This window comes from Bacteroides sp. 519 (assembly GCF_010500955.1).
GTDB lineage: Bacteria > Bacteroidota > Bacteroidia > Bacteroidales > Bacteroidaceae > Bacteroides.
The window spans coordinates 61,263-79,068 of record NZ_QVMJ01000007.1 but is presented as its reverse complement, the minus strand read 5'-3'; the positions used below and the strand labels follow the sequence as shown (position 1 = coordinate 79,068).

The 17,806-nt window shown below is 39.6% G+C and carries 9 protein-coding genes; 4 read left to right on the top strand and 5 right to left on the bottom strand.

Going from position 1 to position 17,806, the window contains the following annotated elements; genetic code table 11:
• Nucleotide 1: 1 nt before the first annotated feature.
• The 5 genes from D0T85_RS08505 to D0T85_RS08485 form a co-directional block, all read right to left on the bottom strand.
• Entirely contained in the window at nucleotides 2-808 is an 807-nt protein-coding gene (locus D0T85_RS08505) for a purine-nucleoside phosphorylase (protein ID WP_163212248.1), read from the bottom strand.
• The gene (lpxK, locus tag D0T85_RS08500) at nucleotides 765-1,880 is read right to left on the bottom strand and encodes a tetraacyldisaccharide 4'-kinase (protein ID WP_163212246.1); all 1,116 of its coding nucleotides are present in this window, start codon (nucleotides 1,878-1,880) and stop codon (nucleotides 765-767) included. The genes D0T85_RS08505 and lpxK overlap by 44 nt, the downstream gene beginning before the upstream one ends.
• 5 nt (nucleotides 1,881-1,885) lie before the next feature.
• Nucleotides 1,886-3,652, bottom strand: coding sequence for a signal peptide peptidase SppA (gene sppA / locus D0T85_RS08495; protein ID WP_163212244.1), 1,767 nt, complete (start codon nucleotides 3,650-3,652; stop codon nucleotides 1,886-1,888).
• 663 nt (nucleotides 3,653-4,315) lie between these two features.
• Nucleotides 4,316-6,127: a glycoside hydrolase family 2 protein gene (locus D0T85_RS08490; protein WP_163212242.1), complete on the bottom strand. Its 1,812-nt coding sequence runs from the start codon at nucleotides 6,125-6,127 to the stop codon at nucleotides 4,316-4,318.
• 274 nt (nucleotides 6,128-6,401) lie between these two features.
• Entirely contained in the window at nucleotides 6,402-7,592 is a 1,191-nt protein-coding gene (locus tag D0T85_RS08485; protein ID WP_163212240.1) for a glycoside hydrolase family 76 protein, read from the bottom strand.
• Nucleotides 7,593-7,822: 230 nt separating this feature from the next.
• On the opposite strand from D0T85_RS08485, the gene D0T85_RS08480 reads away from it, so the two are divergent.
• The 4 genes from D0T85_RS08480 (at nucleotide 7,823) to D0T85_RS08465 (ending at nucleotide 17,793) form a co-directional block, all read left to right on the top strand.
• Nucleotides 7,823-11,878, top strand: a complete 4,056-nt coding sequence (locus D0T85_RS08480; protein ID WP_163212238.1) for a two-component regulator propeller domain-containing protein — start codon at nucleotides 7,823-7,825, stop codon at nucleotides 11,876-11,878.
• A 165-nt stretch (nucleotides 11,879-12,043) separates the two neighbouring features.
• Entirely contained in the window at nucleotides 12,044-15,256 is a 3,213-nt protein-coding gene (locus tag D0T85_RS08475) for a TonB-dependent receptor (protein WP_163212235.1), read from the top strand.
• A gap of 12 nt (nucleotides 15,257-15,268) precedes the next feature.
• A complete protein-coding gene (locus D0T85_RS08470; RefSeq protein WP_163212233.1) occupies nucleotides 15,269-17,098 on the top strand; it encodes a RagB/SusD family nutrient uptake outer membrane protein in 1,830 nt (609 codons plus the stop codon).
• Nucleotides 17,099-17,115: 17 nt separating this feature from the next.
• A complete protein-coding gene (locus D0T85_RS08465) occupies nucleotides 17,116-17,793 on the top strand; it encodes a DUF3823 domain-containing protein (RefSeq protein ID WP_163212231.1) in 678 nt (225 codons plus the stop codon).
• Nucleotides 17,794-17,806: the final 13 nt, after the last annotated feature.

Here is a 17,806-nt window from a genome sequence, read left to right as displayed (position 1 = left end):
ATTAAGAGCGGTTTATTAGTTCGCGCATAATGCTTGTCATCAAAGGTTGAACTGCATTAGCAGCCTTTTGTACATCCTCGTGCGATACCTCAACTATTTTACCTTCAACTCCGAGGTCGGTAATGATAGACATACCAAATACTTTGATTTTGCAATGGTTGGCAACAATTACTTCGGGAACAGTAGACATTCCAACAGCATCGCCTCCCATGATACGGAATAATTTGTATTCGGATGGGGTTTCGAAAGTAGGTCCTTGGGTACCAACATAAACACCTTCGACCACGCGGATACCTTTTTCTTTAGCAATACTTTTTGCTTTGGCAATCAGATCTTTAGAGTACGCCTCGCTCATGTCGGGAAAGCGGTCGCCATACAGGTTCTTACCACGAAGAGGATGCTCGGGGAACTGATTGATATGATCGGTAATAATCATTAAATCGCCAATCTCGAAATCAGGATTCATACCACCGCTGGCGTTCGATACAAAAAGAGTTTTAATACCCAACTCCTTCATAACACGTACAGGGAATGTTACTTCTTTCATTGAATAGCCTTCGTAATAATGGAAACGGCCCTGCATGGCCATGATGTCTTTTTCGCCTAGCTTACCAAAAATAAGTTTGCCACTATGACCTTCTACTGTCGAAACAGGAAAGTTAGGAATATCTTCGTAACTTATTTCATACTTATCGGTTATTTCGGTTACAAGACTACCCAATCCGGTTCCCAGAATAATCGCTGTTTCAGGACTGGTATGCATTTTATTTTTTATCCAAGAGGCTGTTTCTTTTATTTTTTCTAACATAATCTGTAATATTTTGGTTAAATATATCCTGCTTATCTTGTAATATCTCTATTTCAATGGGGAGTGCATACATCTGTTCTTTCAATTCATCGCTGAGGCCTTTTAAAGAAACAAATCGCGCAGCATCTTTTTCGGTAGTAATAATAATAACTTCTTCTTTCAACAACTTTAACTGATTGTATTTATCTGTAATCAGTTTAATATCTTTGTGGCTGAAGTTATGATGGTCGGCAAACGACAGATGGTGAATGTTGCGGTTGTTCCTTCTAATCTTCTTTTTCATATCATCGGTAGATACGATACCTGTTATTAAGAGTATATTCTCTTTTCTTGTTAATTGCTCCAGGGTACGTTCGCGAACATTCATCTCCTTGAATACCGGTGTTAATTCGCCGTATTTAATTCTGGAGAAATACAATTGTTGATACGGATAAAGATTGAGGCACTTTGCTGCAATATTAAAGTCGAAGGGTTTAATTGTATCCGGACATTTGGTTACAATAACTATATGTGCACGGTTTTTTCCTTTCACTGGTTCACGAAGCCGACCAGCCGGTAGGAGGGTGTCTTCACAAAAAAGACGATTATAGTCTGTCAGTAGTATATTCATTCCTGGTTCTACGTGGCGATGCTGAAAGGCATCATCGAGTAATACCACATCCACAGCCGGGTCTTTTCTTTTCATCAGGTTTTCAATTCCTCTGACCCGTTTTTCATCTACTACAACTGTTATTTCGGGAAACTTTGATTTAATCTGGAATGGTTCATCGCCTATTGTACGTGCCGTACTTGTGCTGTCGGCAACAACATAACCGCTGGTTTTTCGTTTGTATCCACGACTCAAAGTGGCTACAGCGTTGTTGCTTTTAAGAATCTTAACCAGGTATTCAATATGAGGGGTTTTTCCTGTACCGCCTACTGCCAGGTTTCCAACATTAATTACTGGAATGCCGAAACTCTCCGACCGGAAAATTTTCCAGTCGAAGAGTTTATTTCTAAAGCGCACCCCCATGCCATAAAGCCAGGACAGAGGGTACAGCCACCTATTAATTTGAATACGATGGTTTGCCATTAATATTATTTGATATTCAAGTCGTACGGCATACTTGCCTGTAGAAATTCTACATCTTTAAGATTCTTCAATATGCTGAATTGTTTGTAATACTCGCCCAGATTATTCTTCATGATCTGGCTTTCAACATAGTTTGTAGAGCTTGTTTCCATTAATGAATTCCAAAAACTCTTTTTCTCAGGATAACTCATCACTGTATATTTGTCAATTTCAGCTCTTTCAATAGCTATTTCCAAAGCACGATCCAGTCCGCCCAACTCATCTACTAAACCTAAATCTTTAGCTGTAGCTCCTGTCCATACTCTACCTTCGGCATATTTTGCCAATTCTTCTTTGGGCATATTTCGTCCTTCGGCACAACGGGTCAGGAATAAATCGTATCCATCATTTACATATTTCTGTAGCAAAACTTTTTCGTCGTTATTCAATCCTCTGCCAACTGCACCAAAATCGGCAAACTTGTTTGTTTTCACCACATCAAACCCTATACCCAGTTTCTTGGTGAGTCCTTCTACATTAGGTATCATACCAAAAATTCCAATCGAACCGGTTAGTGTAGTAGGTTCGGCAACAATGTAATCGGCATCACACGATATATAGTAGCCACCCGATGCAGCATAATCACCCATTGAAACGATAACTGGTTTTTCGGCTTTGAGTTCTCTTACTGCATGCCATATTTGTTCGGAACCGTAAGCACTTCCTCCTCCCGAATTAACACGCAAAACAACAGCTTTTACATTTTCGTTTTCTTTAAGTTTGCGTAAATCGTGGATAACTTTTGATGAAACAATACCTTCTTCGGAACCGGGTGATGAATCGCCCATATCAATACCACCAAAGGCATAGTATACTGCTACAATATTTCCACTGTTATCTTTAGGAACATTGCGTTTAACGTTGACCATGTCTTCGAGGGTGAGCAGGTTTAAGCGTGTATCTTTATCAATACCAACTTTTGTTTTCAGGTAATCACGAACATTGTTTTTATAGATCAATGTATCGGCTAAACCATATCTAATGTTTTCTTCGGCTGCATGAAAAATTAACATCTTGTCGGCAATCATGTTCAAATCGTCTTTCGATATGTTTCTTGATGCAGAAACATCGTCCAGCAATTCATCCCAAACAGAATTGATATATACTGTTACCTGTTCGCGGTTTGCATCGCTCATTTCTGTATTTATATAAGGTTCAACAGCCGATTTGTATGTACCTACTTTAAATATTTCCATTTCTACCCCTATCTTATCTAACAGGTTTTTATAGAAAACCGGATGCGATGCTATACCTCTCCACTCAATGGCGCCTTTCGGATTTAATAATACTTCATCGGCAACACTCGAAAGATAGTACAGTCTTTGGGTATAAGTATCGGCATAAGCAATAATAAACTTACCCGACGTTTTAAAATCGACAAGTGCGTCGCGTATTTCCTGCAAAGATGCAAAGGATGCACCTAATGCATTGGCCTGAATATAAATTCCTTTGATGTCATCGTGTTCTTTGGCCTTTTTAATTGATGCAAGAACATCGTCTAAACCATAGGAAACATCCTGTCCCAGAAGTTCGGCAAAAGGAATGTCGACAGAACGTTCGGACAGCATACCATTGAGGTTTAACATCATAACCGAGTTTTTGCTTACTACAGTTTCGGTATTGGTATTTGATAGCATACCTACTACGGTAAAGATCCCGATGATAAAGATTACTACGCCGGATAAAACGATGCCGGTTATTGTAGCTAGTGTGTACTTAAGAAAATCTTTCATTTTTTATTTGTTTTTTAGGCAAACCCACGACAGGTTAGCAAAGATAGTAATAGAATTAATATTTTCTTCATATGTCGCTCTGTTTTTGGAAATATCACACACTAAATGTTTTTTTATTCAAAATTTGGGAAGGGAAGGAGGTAAAGTGAGGTAGAGGTAAAGTGAGGTAGAGGAGAGGTAAAGGAGATAAAGTGAGGTATATATACAATGTAGGGGGATCCCTTGTGGGTCCCCTGATAGTCTGATGGTCCCCTGATGATGGTTTGCAATGTATTATTTCATGCAGAACACATCAGGAAATCCTACATTGTATTTCACCTCCTAGAAGTTTAAAAACTGAAATTTGCCAGCACTGCCAGCACACCGCCACTTATCTATTTGATTAATAGATTATTAAAGCGTGCTGGCAAAGTGTGCTGGCAAATATCATTACAGCATTGCCAGCACGCGAGATGCGCATGAAACAACTAGTTTCATTCTTGTTTTGTACAGTGAAACAAGTAGTTTCATATATAGAAAACCAACAGTTTCATACGTAGAAAACTAGTAGTTTCCTATATAGGAAACTGTTGGTTTCCTACCGTGAAACTAGTAGTTTCCTACCATGAAACCGTTGGTTTCCTACTGTGAAACTGTTGGCTTTCTACCAACAACGATCAGCGTTTATTTATTCAACGATCTGCAAACTCTCTCATTGGCTCTTTTTACCTCACTTTCAATTACCTTAATAGCTTTTCTATCGTAGGTTATTAATCCGTTTACTTCACCTTCCACATCGGTGGTTTGTGTATAAACAGCTGCCGATATGCCTCTGGGGATTAATTTCATAAGCATATCTACATACTTAACATATTCGGTTGTAACTTCCTGAGGAGTTTTGAATTGAGTATATCCCCAATTGCGATCGGTTTGCCATAAATGTCCTTGCATAGGTAATCCAATACCACCATATTCGCCAATAACAGTTGCTCTTTCAGGATCGTACATCATCATTTCGGGTGCCGGATATTTGTGATAATCCAGTATATCGCCGGTTTTATAATGGTTACCACCGCTCGAAGGATTAACCAATCGCGAAGGATCGTAATATTTTGTCCATTCAACAATTTCTACAGTTTTAAACTGTCCCCATGCTTCATTGAAAGGAACCCACACAGCGATAGAAGGATAAGGTTTCAGGTAATCCATAATCTCTTTCCATTCTTTCCGGAAATTATTTTCGGACTCAATGCTACGTACAGCCTCTTTTCCGTCGAAGTATTGGTGCATCTGCCACTGTGGCGATGGTCCTCCGTTAGGCATATCCTGCCAAACAAGAATACCCAAACGGTCGCAATGTGTGTACCAACGTGCAGGTTCAACCTTTACATGTTTACGAATCATATTGTAACCAAAATCCTTTGTTTTGATAATGTCGTATTTTAAAGCTTCATCGGTAGGAGCTGTATAGAGTCCATCGGGCCACCAACCTTGGTCGAGTGGACCAAAATGGAAACAATCTTCATTGTTGAGTTGCATTCTAACAACGCCATCAGCATCTTTACGTTTAGAAATCTTACGCATAGCTGCATAACTTTCTACCTTGTCTACCGTTTTACCTTTTTCTAGTAAGCTAACAGTAACATCATACAAGAAAGGAGAATCGGGAGTCCATAATTTAGCAGCCGGCACATGAAGATCGAGGGTTTGACCTGCTACACTCTTTGCCGATGCAATTACTTTGTTGTTGTCTTTAATTTCAACCAATACCAAATCCGACGAAGTTGTATTTTCGGTTTGTACTTCTACCTTTAAACTATTGCTGTCGATGTTTGGTATAGAGTTGATATGCGAAATATGCTTAGGGCTAACTGGTTCTAACCATACTGTTTGCCAAATACCAGATACTGGGGTATACCATATACCTTCTGGGTTGGTAACCTGTTTGCCGCGTGGTATATCGCTTTGACTGGTTGGATCCCATACTTTTACAACCAGTTTTTGGTTTCCCGAGGTTAGGAATGAAGTTATATCGAACGAAAAAGGAGTAAATCCACCAGTGTGCGATCCAATCTTTACATCATTCAAATAAATGTCTGCTTTCCAGTCTACAGCCCCAAAGTGCAACAGAATATTTTTTCCGCGCCAGTTCGATGGTACAGTAAACGTACGTTTATACCATAACTCTTTTTCTTTTCCCAGTTCTTTTTGTACACCCGAAAGACTTGATTCTACTGCAAAAGGTACCAGTATTTTGCCATCAAAGTTGTTTGGCTCTTTTTCGCCAAGTGGCAGAATGGCATAATCCCATAAACCATTCAGGTTTTGCCATTGGTTTCTTTCCATAATAGGGCGTGGATATTCGGGAAGTACGTTGTTAGGATTAATTTCTTCGGCCCATTTGGTTTTAATTTTATCTCCTGCCGGTTTCCACTGGGCAAAAGAGATTGTGGTAGTTAACGTTAATACAAGTAACAAAAAAGTTTTTTTCTTCATGGTTCTTCTAAAATTTTAAAGAGTTTATTTATTATTGTAGAATGGAAGGAGTTATCGCTTCGCTTTATTCATATTTGGTTCAAATCAGATTGGAATTGAAATAAAACACAGAGTCACAGAAACACGGAGCTTTTCCTTGTGCTGAACACAGAGTTATTGTCTGACAAAAGCGAAGCCTCCGTGTTCAGCACAAGGAAAAGCTCCGTGTTTCTGTGACTCTGTGTTTTTATTTTGGTTCAACTCAGCCACTAACTGAACCAACCGAATCTTAGAGCTATAACTCTACAGTTGCCAAACGAGCATACATCTCTACCATGGCAGCCTGTGTAAGTAGCCATTTCTTCTTTTCCTGTTTCTTACCACTGAAATCGGTGTAGAACAATCCGTTATCGTCTCGTGCATAATCCCAGGCATAATCCAGAGTTTTCTTGAAAGCAGTTATGTATTCTTTGTTTTCATCAATACGATAAAGTTCGATAAAACCACGTAGCATTACAGCAGTAAACCACGTATCTCCTTTATTCAACATGTTGAATTTATCGCCGTTTGGTGTGGTGAAGTCGTGAAAGAAATAACTGTAGCACGCTTTTGCTATATCTTGCGCTTCGGTTAAATATTCCTGCTTCTGGGTTAGCTTATATAATAAAGCAGCAGCTTGCATCATCTGACCACTGTTGTAGGCATATTTTGCTTTACCTATTTTCCCATCCAAGGCAATGTGGTCGAAATACAATTTATCCGATTCATCTTGCAGGTGTGTCTGGGTCCATTTGTATAACTCCTGTCCGGTTTTAAAATAAACACTATCACCGGTTGCTTTAAATAGTTTGAAAGCAAATACAGATGCCGGTGCATTAGAGCAAGTGTTTTTTGATTCTTTTTTTTGCTCGCACCAATAAATACCTCCGTCAAGCTTGTTGTCTTTACCACTAAGCACAAAATCCCAGATAAGTTTGGCTTTCTCAAGGTAATGCGCTTCGTTGCTCATTGTGTATATGTCGGTGAAATCGATGCCTAACCATATATTATCATCATAAAAACGATCCGACTCGGGAGCTGTACGAATGTACGAAGCATATCCGTAGGGAACTCGCTTTGTGTCGAAATACTCTTCCAGCCCGACCAATACCTGTTTATCAAGTATTTTTTTTAATCTATCATCACGAGTTGATTCATAAAGGGCATTCACTGCCGAAAAAGTTCCGGAGTAAGGCCATAAATAAGAATACTCGTTGGGTAGGTTACTCTCTTCTGCTGCCAGATAAGTTGCCCGGTATCGATCGTCGAAAGGACAATTCTCTCGTAGAAGTTTGGTATCCGGAGCGGCATAATGCACATAAATGGAATCCATCGTTATCCGTGCTTTTCCAACATCATCTTCTTGTTCTTTAGTTTCGTAGTTGTTTGTTGTGCATCCAAATAGAACACCTGCAACTAACATTGTTACTAATTGTTTTTTCTGCATACTTATTAATTTTATGATTAGGTGGTTGTATGGCAACAAAGCTACACGAAAAGAGAATGCTGATGTGTACAGAATCCGGGCAGAAAAGTATGCAGGGCAGCTCGTTATTTGAGTGGAACTCTTTTGGCAGAATAACGTACTTTTGACGTATTAATAGGATTGTATATTGATTTTAGCGTGTCTATTTTTGCATAATAAATTCCTTTTTAATAGAAATCAATATACATATTATGAAAACATTCTTTTCACCAATCAAGCCTTGGTGTGTCATTGTTTTATTGTCTTTAGTCAGCACCTCAGCATTAGCATACAATTTACGAGAGTACTCAAGTAAGAACGGTTTGTCTAACAGTGCCATTTTATCGATGTGCCAGGACAATAACGGACTTATGTGGTTTGGCACATGCGAGGGACTAAATATGTTCGATGGAGTAAAATTCCAAGTATATAATTCAATTAACAGCCAAAATAATCTTTCGGGTAAACTAATAGGTGCCATTATTGATGCCGGAAACAATACACTATGGGTACAAACCAACTATGGGCTCGACCGGTTCGATAGTCGTACACAAACCATTTGCTCTTATAAAGAATTTAATGAGAACAATAAACTGATAAAGAACTCCCGAAATGAAATTTACATAGCCAAAGAAGATAACTATTTGTACTTTTATGAACAATCCGACGAATCTTTTCACCGGGTTTACATTGAAGACTTTGTATTTGAAGATTTGCTGGAAATGGCAGTCGATGATCAGAATACACTTTGGTTTTTCGCGAAGGGAGGAAAATACCGTAGCTACGAACTCACCCGTAAGGGTTTGGAAATCAGATTGGAAACCCGGAATTACTTTAACCATACCGAAGAAGTGCTTTGGTGTTTCTATAATGAAAACCTCTTTCATTTCATCGACAGCAACCACGATTTATACGAGTACGATACTGTATCTAAAAGAAAAAGCTACATACGCAACCTGCACACTGAAATTGCAAAGTTGGGCGAAGTATCTTGCTTTTTGAAATACCAGAACGATTATTTCATCGGTTTTAAAACCAGCGGACTCATTCAACTACAAAACACACCCGAGCTTAAAACGCGTTTTCTGGTACACGAAATCGATATAAAATCGGGTATCTTTTGTTTGATGAAAGATCGTTTTCAGGATATTATATGGGTAGGCACCGATGGACAGGGCGTTTTTATGTACTTCATAAACCAGTACACCATTAAATCAACTCTTTTTTCAACTTTTGATTTTCCTGTCAACAATCCGGCCAGAGCCCTTTTTATTGATAAAGAACGAACCTTGTGGATAGGTACAAAAGGCAATGGAATTATCAGGATACCCAACTACGATGTACTGGTTAATAGTGGAAACACTCCCCAGCAAATCCTCACATCAAACAGCCTTTTAAAAGATAACTCAGTATATGTTTTTGCCAAAAGCAAAAAGAATATACTTTGGATAGGGAGCGAAGATGGTATTAATTACTATTCGTACAAAGACCGGAAGATAAAAAACATCCATATCACAATCAACGACAAACCTGTTAAATATGTGCATTCGATATGCGAGTTCAACGACACCACCCTGTGGATAGCAACCTTGGGCGAAGGTATTGTAAAAGCCAAGCTGAAAGGTACGCCGGATGTGCCCGAAATAACAAACGCAAACCGGTTTGTGTTTGGTGGAGGAAAGATGTCGTCTAATTATTTTTTTACCTCCTATCAGGAAAACGATTCTATTATATGGTTTGGCAACCGCGGTCATGGAGCCTTTAGAGTAAATAACAATACACATAACATAGAAACATTTACGTTCGATGAACACGGAACAAACCTAAACCTCAATGACGTTTTCTCAATAACTCAAACCGATAACGGATATTGGTTTGGCACAAGTTATGGCCTGACCCAATTATCAAACAACATGGATACGGTGCTCAATGATAGCAACGGTTTGCCCCATAAAACCATACATGGCATATTAAGAGATAGCTATAACAACCTGTGGCTTAGTACCAATCATGGAGTGGTTGAATTCAATACCCAACGCAACACTTTTCGTACTTACAAACAGCAAAATGAGTTTGAAGTGTCCGAATTCAGTGATGGTGCCAGTTTTAAAGATCCACTAACCAATATACTTTTCTTTGGCGGAGTTAATGGCTACATTACTATTTTCGAAAACGAGTATTCGCAACACACGTATCATCCTTCCATTCAGTTCAATCAACTATCTATTTTTGGTAAAGAGTGCAATTACTATGATTACTTGAGTAACAGTGGCAATAAAGAAGAACTTCAGCTAAAATACAATCAGAATATTTTTTCGGTAGGCTTCACTGCCATCGACTATATTAACGGAAACGATTACACCTATTATTATAAGATTAACGAATTAAGTGAAAACTGGATCAAGAACGGGTCGTTTAACCAGGCTTCGTTTACAAACATTGCTCCCGGAAACTACGTACTACAGGTAAAATACAGAAATAATATTACGGGCGAAGAGAGCGAAACAGAATCTCTTCATATCCGTATATTACCACCTTGGTATCGTACCAATCTGGCATACCTTATATATACGGTATTGATTATTCTGCTTATTTTAACAGCAGTGTACCTTAGTACAAAATGGTATCGGTTTAAACAGAATAGCATCATGGAGAAGCTAAACACCCGGAAGCAAGAAGAAATTTATGAGTCGAAGCTTCGTTTCTTCACCAATATAACCCACGAATTAAGTACACCACTCACACTAATATCCGGGCCTTGCGAAAAAATTATTACCTATACAGGTACCGATAACTATATAAAGAAATACACTACCCTGATTAAACACAATGCCGAAAAGTTAAACGGATTGATACAAGAACTTATTGAATTCAGACGTCTGGAAACCGGACACAAAACGGTGGATATCAACAAAGTATCTGTTTCGGAACTTACCCGAAACATAGCAGAGTCTTTTTCGGAAATAGCCGAGAGCAAGGGATACGAATATTATATAAACATAGCTAAAAATATAAGCTGGAACTCTGATGCCGGTTGTTTGAGCAAAATTATAACGAATCTAATATCTAATGCGTTTAAATATACGTTCGACCAAGGTAAAATATGGGTTGAATTGTTTATTGAAAACAAGGAACTTCACATTGTAATATCTAACACCGGCAAGGGAATCAAAGAAGAAAATATATCTAAAATATTCGACCGCTACACCATACTCGACAATTTTGAGGTTATGAGTAAGCGAGAATTCTCGCCCCGTAACGGATTAGGGCTGGCCATCTGTAATCACAATGTTCAGCTGCTCGAGGGCGAGATACAAGTAAAGAGTGTTTTGAATGAAACTACAAGCTTTACAGTTATTCTTCCTGAGCTTCAAACCGAAAAAACAGAAGCAAAAGAAGAGGTTACCATAGAACCGGTTGAACTATCGCCTATATCGCATGATGTACTCCCGGTGCCCGAAAGAATAACCCTGCCTGCCTTTGATAAAACCAAACAAAGCGTTCTGGTGATAGACGATGAACCGGCTATGTTATGGTTTATATCGCAGATATTCATTGAAAAATACAATGTGTTTCCTATCAATGATCCCAACGAGGTGTTACCGTTTTTGAAAGAAAGAGTACCCGATCTTATCATTTCGGATGTGATGATGCCCGATATTGATGGCATTTCTCTATTAAAGTCGATAAAAAAAGACAAACTGCTGAAACACATACCTTTTATCTTATTATCGGCCCGGAACGATGCCGAAGAGCAAGTACGTGGTATAGAATCCGGAGCCGAAGTGTATGTTACCAAGCCATTCAATGTAGAGTATCTGGAAAAAATTGTAACCAGGTTGTTGCAACGCAAAGAAGATTTAAAGGAGTATTATACCTCACCACTCAGCTCATTCGAACTGCACTCGGGTAAGTTAACCCATGTAGAAGAGCAAGAATTTATCGACAAATTGCTGAGGTGCATTGAACAAAACTTGTCGAATCCGGGTTTGTCGGCCGAGCTATTAAGTACCAACATGGGTGTCAGTGTACGTCAGCTCTACCGCAAATCCAGAGACATTACTTCCAAAACCCCCAGCGAGTTAATAAAGGAGCAAAGATTATCTACTGTTGAGCGGCTTTTAATCACCAGCAACCTTTCGGTCGACGAAATTATGCACAAAACCGGATTCCACAATCGCGGACATTTCTTTAAAGTATTTGCACAACGGTTTGGCACCACTCCCAAGAATTACCGTGACACAAAAAAGAATGAAGCATTGAGCTAAAGCCCAGCTCTTTATACGTACGGTTTTGAGACAGATTAGTACCTCTAATACTTATGCAATACGTCAGCGTACTGTTCTGGCTCAATATCGTACCCGCATTTTGGGCCTTGTTGAATACTTTTGCCCCGGTGCCCAAAAATAATTTTATTTTTAAATTTAATAACTATGAATGGAAAAAAGCAAAGTTATTCCAGAGGTAGCAATAGCACACGTAGGATAAAACTATGTGCATTTGCTTTCTCGTTTTTACTGGTTTCGTATAGTAATGCTTATGCGAACGTTGACATTTCCGATACCTCTTTAAAGGTAGAAGAAGTGAATCAGCAGAAAAGAACTGTGAAGGGAATCATCCTGGACACATCAGGTGAACCCATTATCGGGGCTAACGTTAGAGAGAAAAACACACAAAACGGTACCATTACCGACATTGATGGAGAGTTTACACTAAACATTGAACAAGATGCCACATTAGAAGTGTCATTTATTGGGTACACCACCCAAATTGTAAAGGTAAACAGTAGCAACCAGGTAAAAGTTACATTGAGCGAAGACTCAAACGTACTCGACGAAGTTGTTGTTACTGGTTTCGGGCTATCGCAAAAAAAGGCTACGCTAACAGGTGCCATCTCAACTGTTGGAGCTAAAGACATTGCACGTTCTTCGGCTGCAACTGCTTCGGGAGCACTGGTAGGAAAGGTTCCCGGGTTGAATACACGTCAAACCGACGGCCGTCCCGGAGGAAGCACACAAATCAGGATTCGTAACATGGGAGCTCCTTTGTACGTTATTGATGGTATTCAGGTTGATGAAGGACAGTTTAACAACATCGACTTCAACGACATTGAAAACATCTCGGTTTTGAAAGATGCGTCGGCATCAATCTACGGAGTACGTGCAGCTAACGGGGTTGTGGTTGTTACAACAAAAAAAGGTAAAAGAGGCTCAAAAAACACAGTATCTATCAATGGATACTATGGATGGCAAAGCAACTTTAAATTTACCGAACCTGCCGATGCGAAAACCTATGTTAAAAGGTATGTGCAGTCCGAAACGATGTTAATTGCACAAGGTCGTATGAAGGAAGATCAGCGATTGTATCCTCGCGAAGAGTATGACAAGTGGATGGCAGGAACAGAACCCGGATATCAAGGGTTTGACTGGTATGATTATATCTGGAATACCTCTCCTCAATCGTACATTAACGCTAACATTACCGGAGGTTCTGAAAAATCCAACTATTATGTATCTATCGGACATTTGCAACAAGATGCTACTGTGCGCAGTTATGGTGGTTTTGAACGTACAAACGTACAGATGAACATTGATGTGCAGATTAACGACCGGTTGAAGATCGGAGCAGGTGTTAATGGCCGCGTTGAATCGCGCGAGAACCCTGGGGTTCCGGGTGGCGACGACTATTGGTTGCCTCGTTTTGCAGTATTAAGAAACATTCCGGTGTTGGGCGCGTATGCCAATGGAAATCCTAACTATCCACAAGAACTAGACGATAAGCAAACAAACTTTGCTGTATTGAATTACGACAGATCGGGTAGAATGACAGAAGACTGGCGTGTAATGCAACTGAATGCAAATGCCGAGTATGAAATTGTTAAAGGGCTGAAAGCAAAAGCGTTGGTGAGTTATTATTTTGCAAATAAAACGTTCAACAACCAAGAGTTTACTTACGAACTTTACAAATACAATAAAGAAAGCCAAGAGTATTACACCAGTTACACAATGAATACTCCTTATCGCGAACGTGTACACGAAAATGTAGAGGAAATGACCTCGAACATTCAGTTGGCTTACGACAATAAGTTTGGATATCATTCTGTTAATGCTGTTGCCGGATTAGAAGCAATTAAACGTAAAAGACCGCACTCCAGAATCGTGTCTACACCTACAGCAAATAGCATGAGTAACATCAAACAAAACGAAATTAAAGAATTTACAGAAGCACTCGACAATCCCGAAGCTCGTATGGGATGGGTAGGTAGAATAAACTACAACTATGCCGAAAAATACCTGATCGAACTTTCCGGACGTTACGATGGCTCGTGGAAGTTTCCTCCGGGAGACCGTTGGGGATTCTTCCCATCAGCTTCGATAGGATGGAGAATTTCGGAAGAAGCCTTCTGGAAAGAAAGCAAAATAGCCAATGTATTTAACGATCTTAAGATTCGTGCATCGTATGGTTTGGTAGGTAACGACGACACCCCCAATTATAGTGCTTTCGACTTCTTAGCCGGATATAATTTCGATAAAGGAGGTACAGTACTTGATGGAGATTACATCACAGGATCGGAACCTCGTGGATTACCCATTAGAACACTATCGTGGATGGAAGCCAAGATTTTCGATATTGGTTTTGATGCAGGATTCTTTAATAACCGTTTGAGAGCACAATTGAGTTATTTCAACCGGAAGCAAACCGGAAGTCCGGAACGCAGATGGGACATTATCATTCCATCGGAAGCAGGATTCTCGTTGCCTTACGAAAACCTCAATTCAACTGTAAACAGAGGGTTTGATGGTATGATAACCTGGTCCGATAAAGTGAGTGATGTAAACTACAGCGTTGGTGTAAACGCTACTTATGCACGTTTTTACGACTGGGAACGCTACGACGACCGCAGAGGTAACTCATGGGATAAATATAGAAACAGTATTGTAAAACGTTACGGATACCTGAACTGGGGTTTGGAAGCAATTGGTCAGTTCCAAAGCTGGGAAGAAATTGCCAGTTATCCTATTGATAACGACCGCCAAGGAAACAGAACAGTTATGCCGGGCGATGTGAAATACAAAGATATCAATGGCGACGGAGTAATTAATGGCATGGACGAGCGACCAATCGGATACCGTCAGGATGCTACACCTACTTTCAACTACGGTATTAATCTGGCAGCATCGTGGAGAGGTTTCGACTTAGCAGCCGACTTTACAGGTACATTCTTATCTACCTATTTCCAACAATGGGAACAAGCACGTGCTTTCCAAAACAATGGTAATAGTCCACAGTGGTTGTTAGACGATAGTTGGCATCTATCTGATCCTTGGGATGCAAACAGCGAACTGATTCCGGGTAAATACCCAATGGCTCTGAAAGATCGTGATGGCGATAATACCTTCTGGGGAAGTACCTTCTGGAAACACAATGTGAAGTACATGAAACTTAGAAATCTGGAAATTGGCTACACCTTGCCACAAAGCATTGTGTCGAAAGCACAGATTGGTAGTCTACGTATTTACGTTTCGGGAACCAACCTATTTGCTATATCGAACGTACAAGGAGTTGACCCAGAACAACAAGATGATAACGGATTAGGATACCCTACCATGCGTGTTATAAATGTTGGTTTCAATCTTAAATTTTAAAATTAGTAGAATATGAAAAAATATATATTGCTTATAACAATAACGCTAGCAGCTTTATTGACAGGATGCTCTGGTTTTCTGGACCAGGATCCCAACAAAATTCTAAGCTACGACCAGGTGTTCAACGACCCTAAACTTATTAAATCTGCTTTAGCTAATATGTATGGTCGCATCACATGGGGGCAACATGCTGGAGGTGATGTAAATCATTATTCGTTCTTAGACGAAGCTGTTCGTCACGACAGAGATGATATTGGTTCGTTCGACCGCAACTGGTGGAGAGTATACGATTATACACTTATCCGTAACACAAACGAGTTTATGGAAGGTATAAAAGGAGCAACCAAACTTACCGAAGATGAAAAAAATGCATTGATAGCCGAAGCCCGTTTTATTCGTGCATGGTGCTATTTTTGTACAGCAAGAAGTTTAGGGGGTATGCCTATTGTGGGCGATGAAGTACTTGAATACATTTCGGGTACAGATGTTACTACCTTGCAGTTTCCACGTGCTACCGAAGCCGAAATTTACGATTATATAATTAAAGAATGTAGCGAGATTGCTGCTCCGGGAATGTTGTCGGCCAGTACCAACAAATATTCGGCTCGTGCCAATAAATGGACAGCTAAAATGTTAGAAGCTCGTGCTGCTTTATATGCTGGTTCTTTAGCTAAATACAATGTAAATCATCCTAATTTAACTGTTGAGGGTGGGGCTGTTGGCATTGATGCCGGTAAAGCTGCCGATTATTATCAAAAAGCACTGGCAGCAGCTAAAGAAGTAATAGAGAATAGCCCTTATGAATTGCAAACCAATACAGATAAGGGACGTAACTTTTACGAAGCAGTTTCTGTTAAAACAAATAATACAGAAGTAATATGGTCGCGCGATTATCAAGTTCCTATCAGCAAGCATTATTTTACTAAAGATTGCATACCAAGATCTATTGCAGGCGAAGCCACTTCTTGTCGTTTATCGATACTGTTAAACCTGGTCGAAGAGTTTGAACCAATTGACGCTGAAACTCCAGGACAAGGGGCTAAGTTTAACTTCGGAACCATTGAAGAACCAGTGTTTTACAATACAGCATCCGAACCTTTCGAAACACGCGATGCTCGTTTAGCTGGTACCGTATTATATCCGGGTTCTTACTTTAATGGCGCAGAAATAGTGCTTCAAGCCGGTCAATTAGTGAAAAATGAAGCAGGAAACTGGGAAGCCACCAGGTCTTCATACCGGGATATGGGAAACAGTGTTAATGGCAAGTTGCTTACATCAATTAATGGTCCAATCATGACTAATGATATTAATGTAAACAAAACAGGATTTAATATCCTTAAATTTTTGGATGAAAAACCTGCATCATCAACCTTTACAGGTTCTGATACATGGAGTACCTATTTCCGTATAGCCGAAGCTTATCTGATAGCAGCCGAAGCATTGGTAGAGACAAATAAAGCCGAAGATGCACTACCATACATCAATAAAGTACGCGAACGTGCAGGTGTAAAAGCTTTAACAACGGTTACTTTTGAAAATATTGTTCACGAACGTCGTGTAGAGTTTGCTTTTGAAGATCATCGCTTCTGGGATATGAAACGTTGGCGTTTGGCCGATAAGGTATGGAACAGAGAAAAAGAAACAGCAAAACGCAGAGGACTGTTCCCTTACTTGGTAGTAGCTCCAGGCGATCCTAATGATGGAAAATGGTTCTTTGAAGAAGTTAGTATGGATTTCTTATACCGGAATAACTTACATTTCGAAGACCGACACTATTATGCTGATATTGATCAAGGATGGGTCAATAACAATCCTAAAATGAAGAAAAACCCTTATCAATAATTAAAAAGACAAAGTATATGAAGATAATATTTTCAACAGTTTTACAGACCTTGCTATTGCTGGTTCTGTTTACTGGCTGCGGATTAGATAATTATGACGAACCGAAATCTAAACTTACCGGAAAGGTGGTTTATAATGGCGAAGCTATACAGGTTCGTGGAACCGGCGAGCGTGTACGCTTGCAACTTTATCAAGATGGATTTCAGAAATATGAAGCTATTGAAGTGTTTGTAGGTCAGGATGGCTCTTTCTCGGCCATGTTGTTCAATGGTGACTATAAAATGGTGACCCGTAATAATAACGGACCATGGGTAAACTCGCGCGATACTACTTACTTTACAGTGAAAGGTAATACTGTGCAAGACATGGAGGTAACCCCTTACTACACCATTACAAATGCCGATATGAAGGTAGCCGGTGATAAGGTTACAGCTACTTTTAATATTAATCAGATTGTACAGGACCGCGAAATAGACCGCATTATTCTGTTAACAAATAAAACGCAGTTTGTTGATGATGAGCGCAAAGTACAACGTGTAGACTTTACCGGAGATGATATTCAAAAAGGTGCTGTTACTTATTCTTTCGATTTAGATGATGAATCGAAAAAACAGAAATTCCTTTATGGTCGTATCTGTGTATGGACAAGTGGTGCCGATCAGGGAGTATACTCCCCCGTTTTCAGTTTAAAATAGGTGTTTAGTATTT

Excerpts from the sequence above, each read along its gene's own strand:
- D0T85_RS08480 (WP_163212238.1), top strand. The coding sequence starts at position 7,823 with ATGAAAACATTCTTTTCACCAATCAAGCCTTGGTGTGTCATTGTTTTA.
- D0T85_RS08465 (WP_163212231.1), top strand. The coding sequence starts at position 17,116 with ATGAAGATAATATTTTCAACAGTTTTACAGACCTTGCTATTGCTGGTT.
- D0T85_RS08490 (WP_163212242.1), bottom strand. The coding sequence starts at position 6,127 with ATGAAGAAAAAAACTTTTTTGTTACTTGTATTAACGTTAACTACCACA.
- sppA (WP_163212244.1), bottom strand. The coding sequence starts at position 3,652 with ATGAAAGATTTTCTTAAGTACACACTAGCTACAATAACCGGCATCGTT.
- D0T85_RS08505 (WP_163212248.1), bottom strand. The coding sequence starts at position 808 with ATGTTAGAAAAAATAAAAGAAACAGCCTCTTGGATAAAAAATAAAATG.
- D0T85_RS08475 (WP_163212235.1), top strand. The coding sequence starts at position 12,044 with ATGAATGGAAAAAAGCAAAGTTATTCCAGAGGTAGCAATAGCACACGT.
- lpxK (WP_163212246.1), bottom strand. The coding sequence starts at position 1,880 with ATGGCAAACCATCGTATTCAAATTAATAGGTGGCTGTACCCTCTGTCC.
- D0T85_RS08470 (WP_163212233.1), top strand. The coding sequence starts at position 15,269 with ATGAAAAAATATATATTGCTTATAACAATAACGCTAGCAGCTTTATTG.
- D0T85_RS08485 (WP_163212240.1), bottom strand. The coding sequence starts at position 7,592 with ATGCAGAAAAAACAATTAGTAACAATGTTAGTTGCAGGTGTTCTATTT.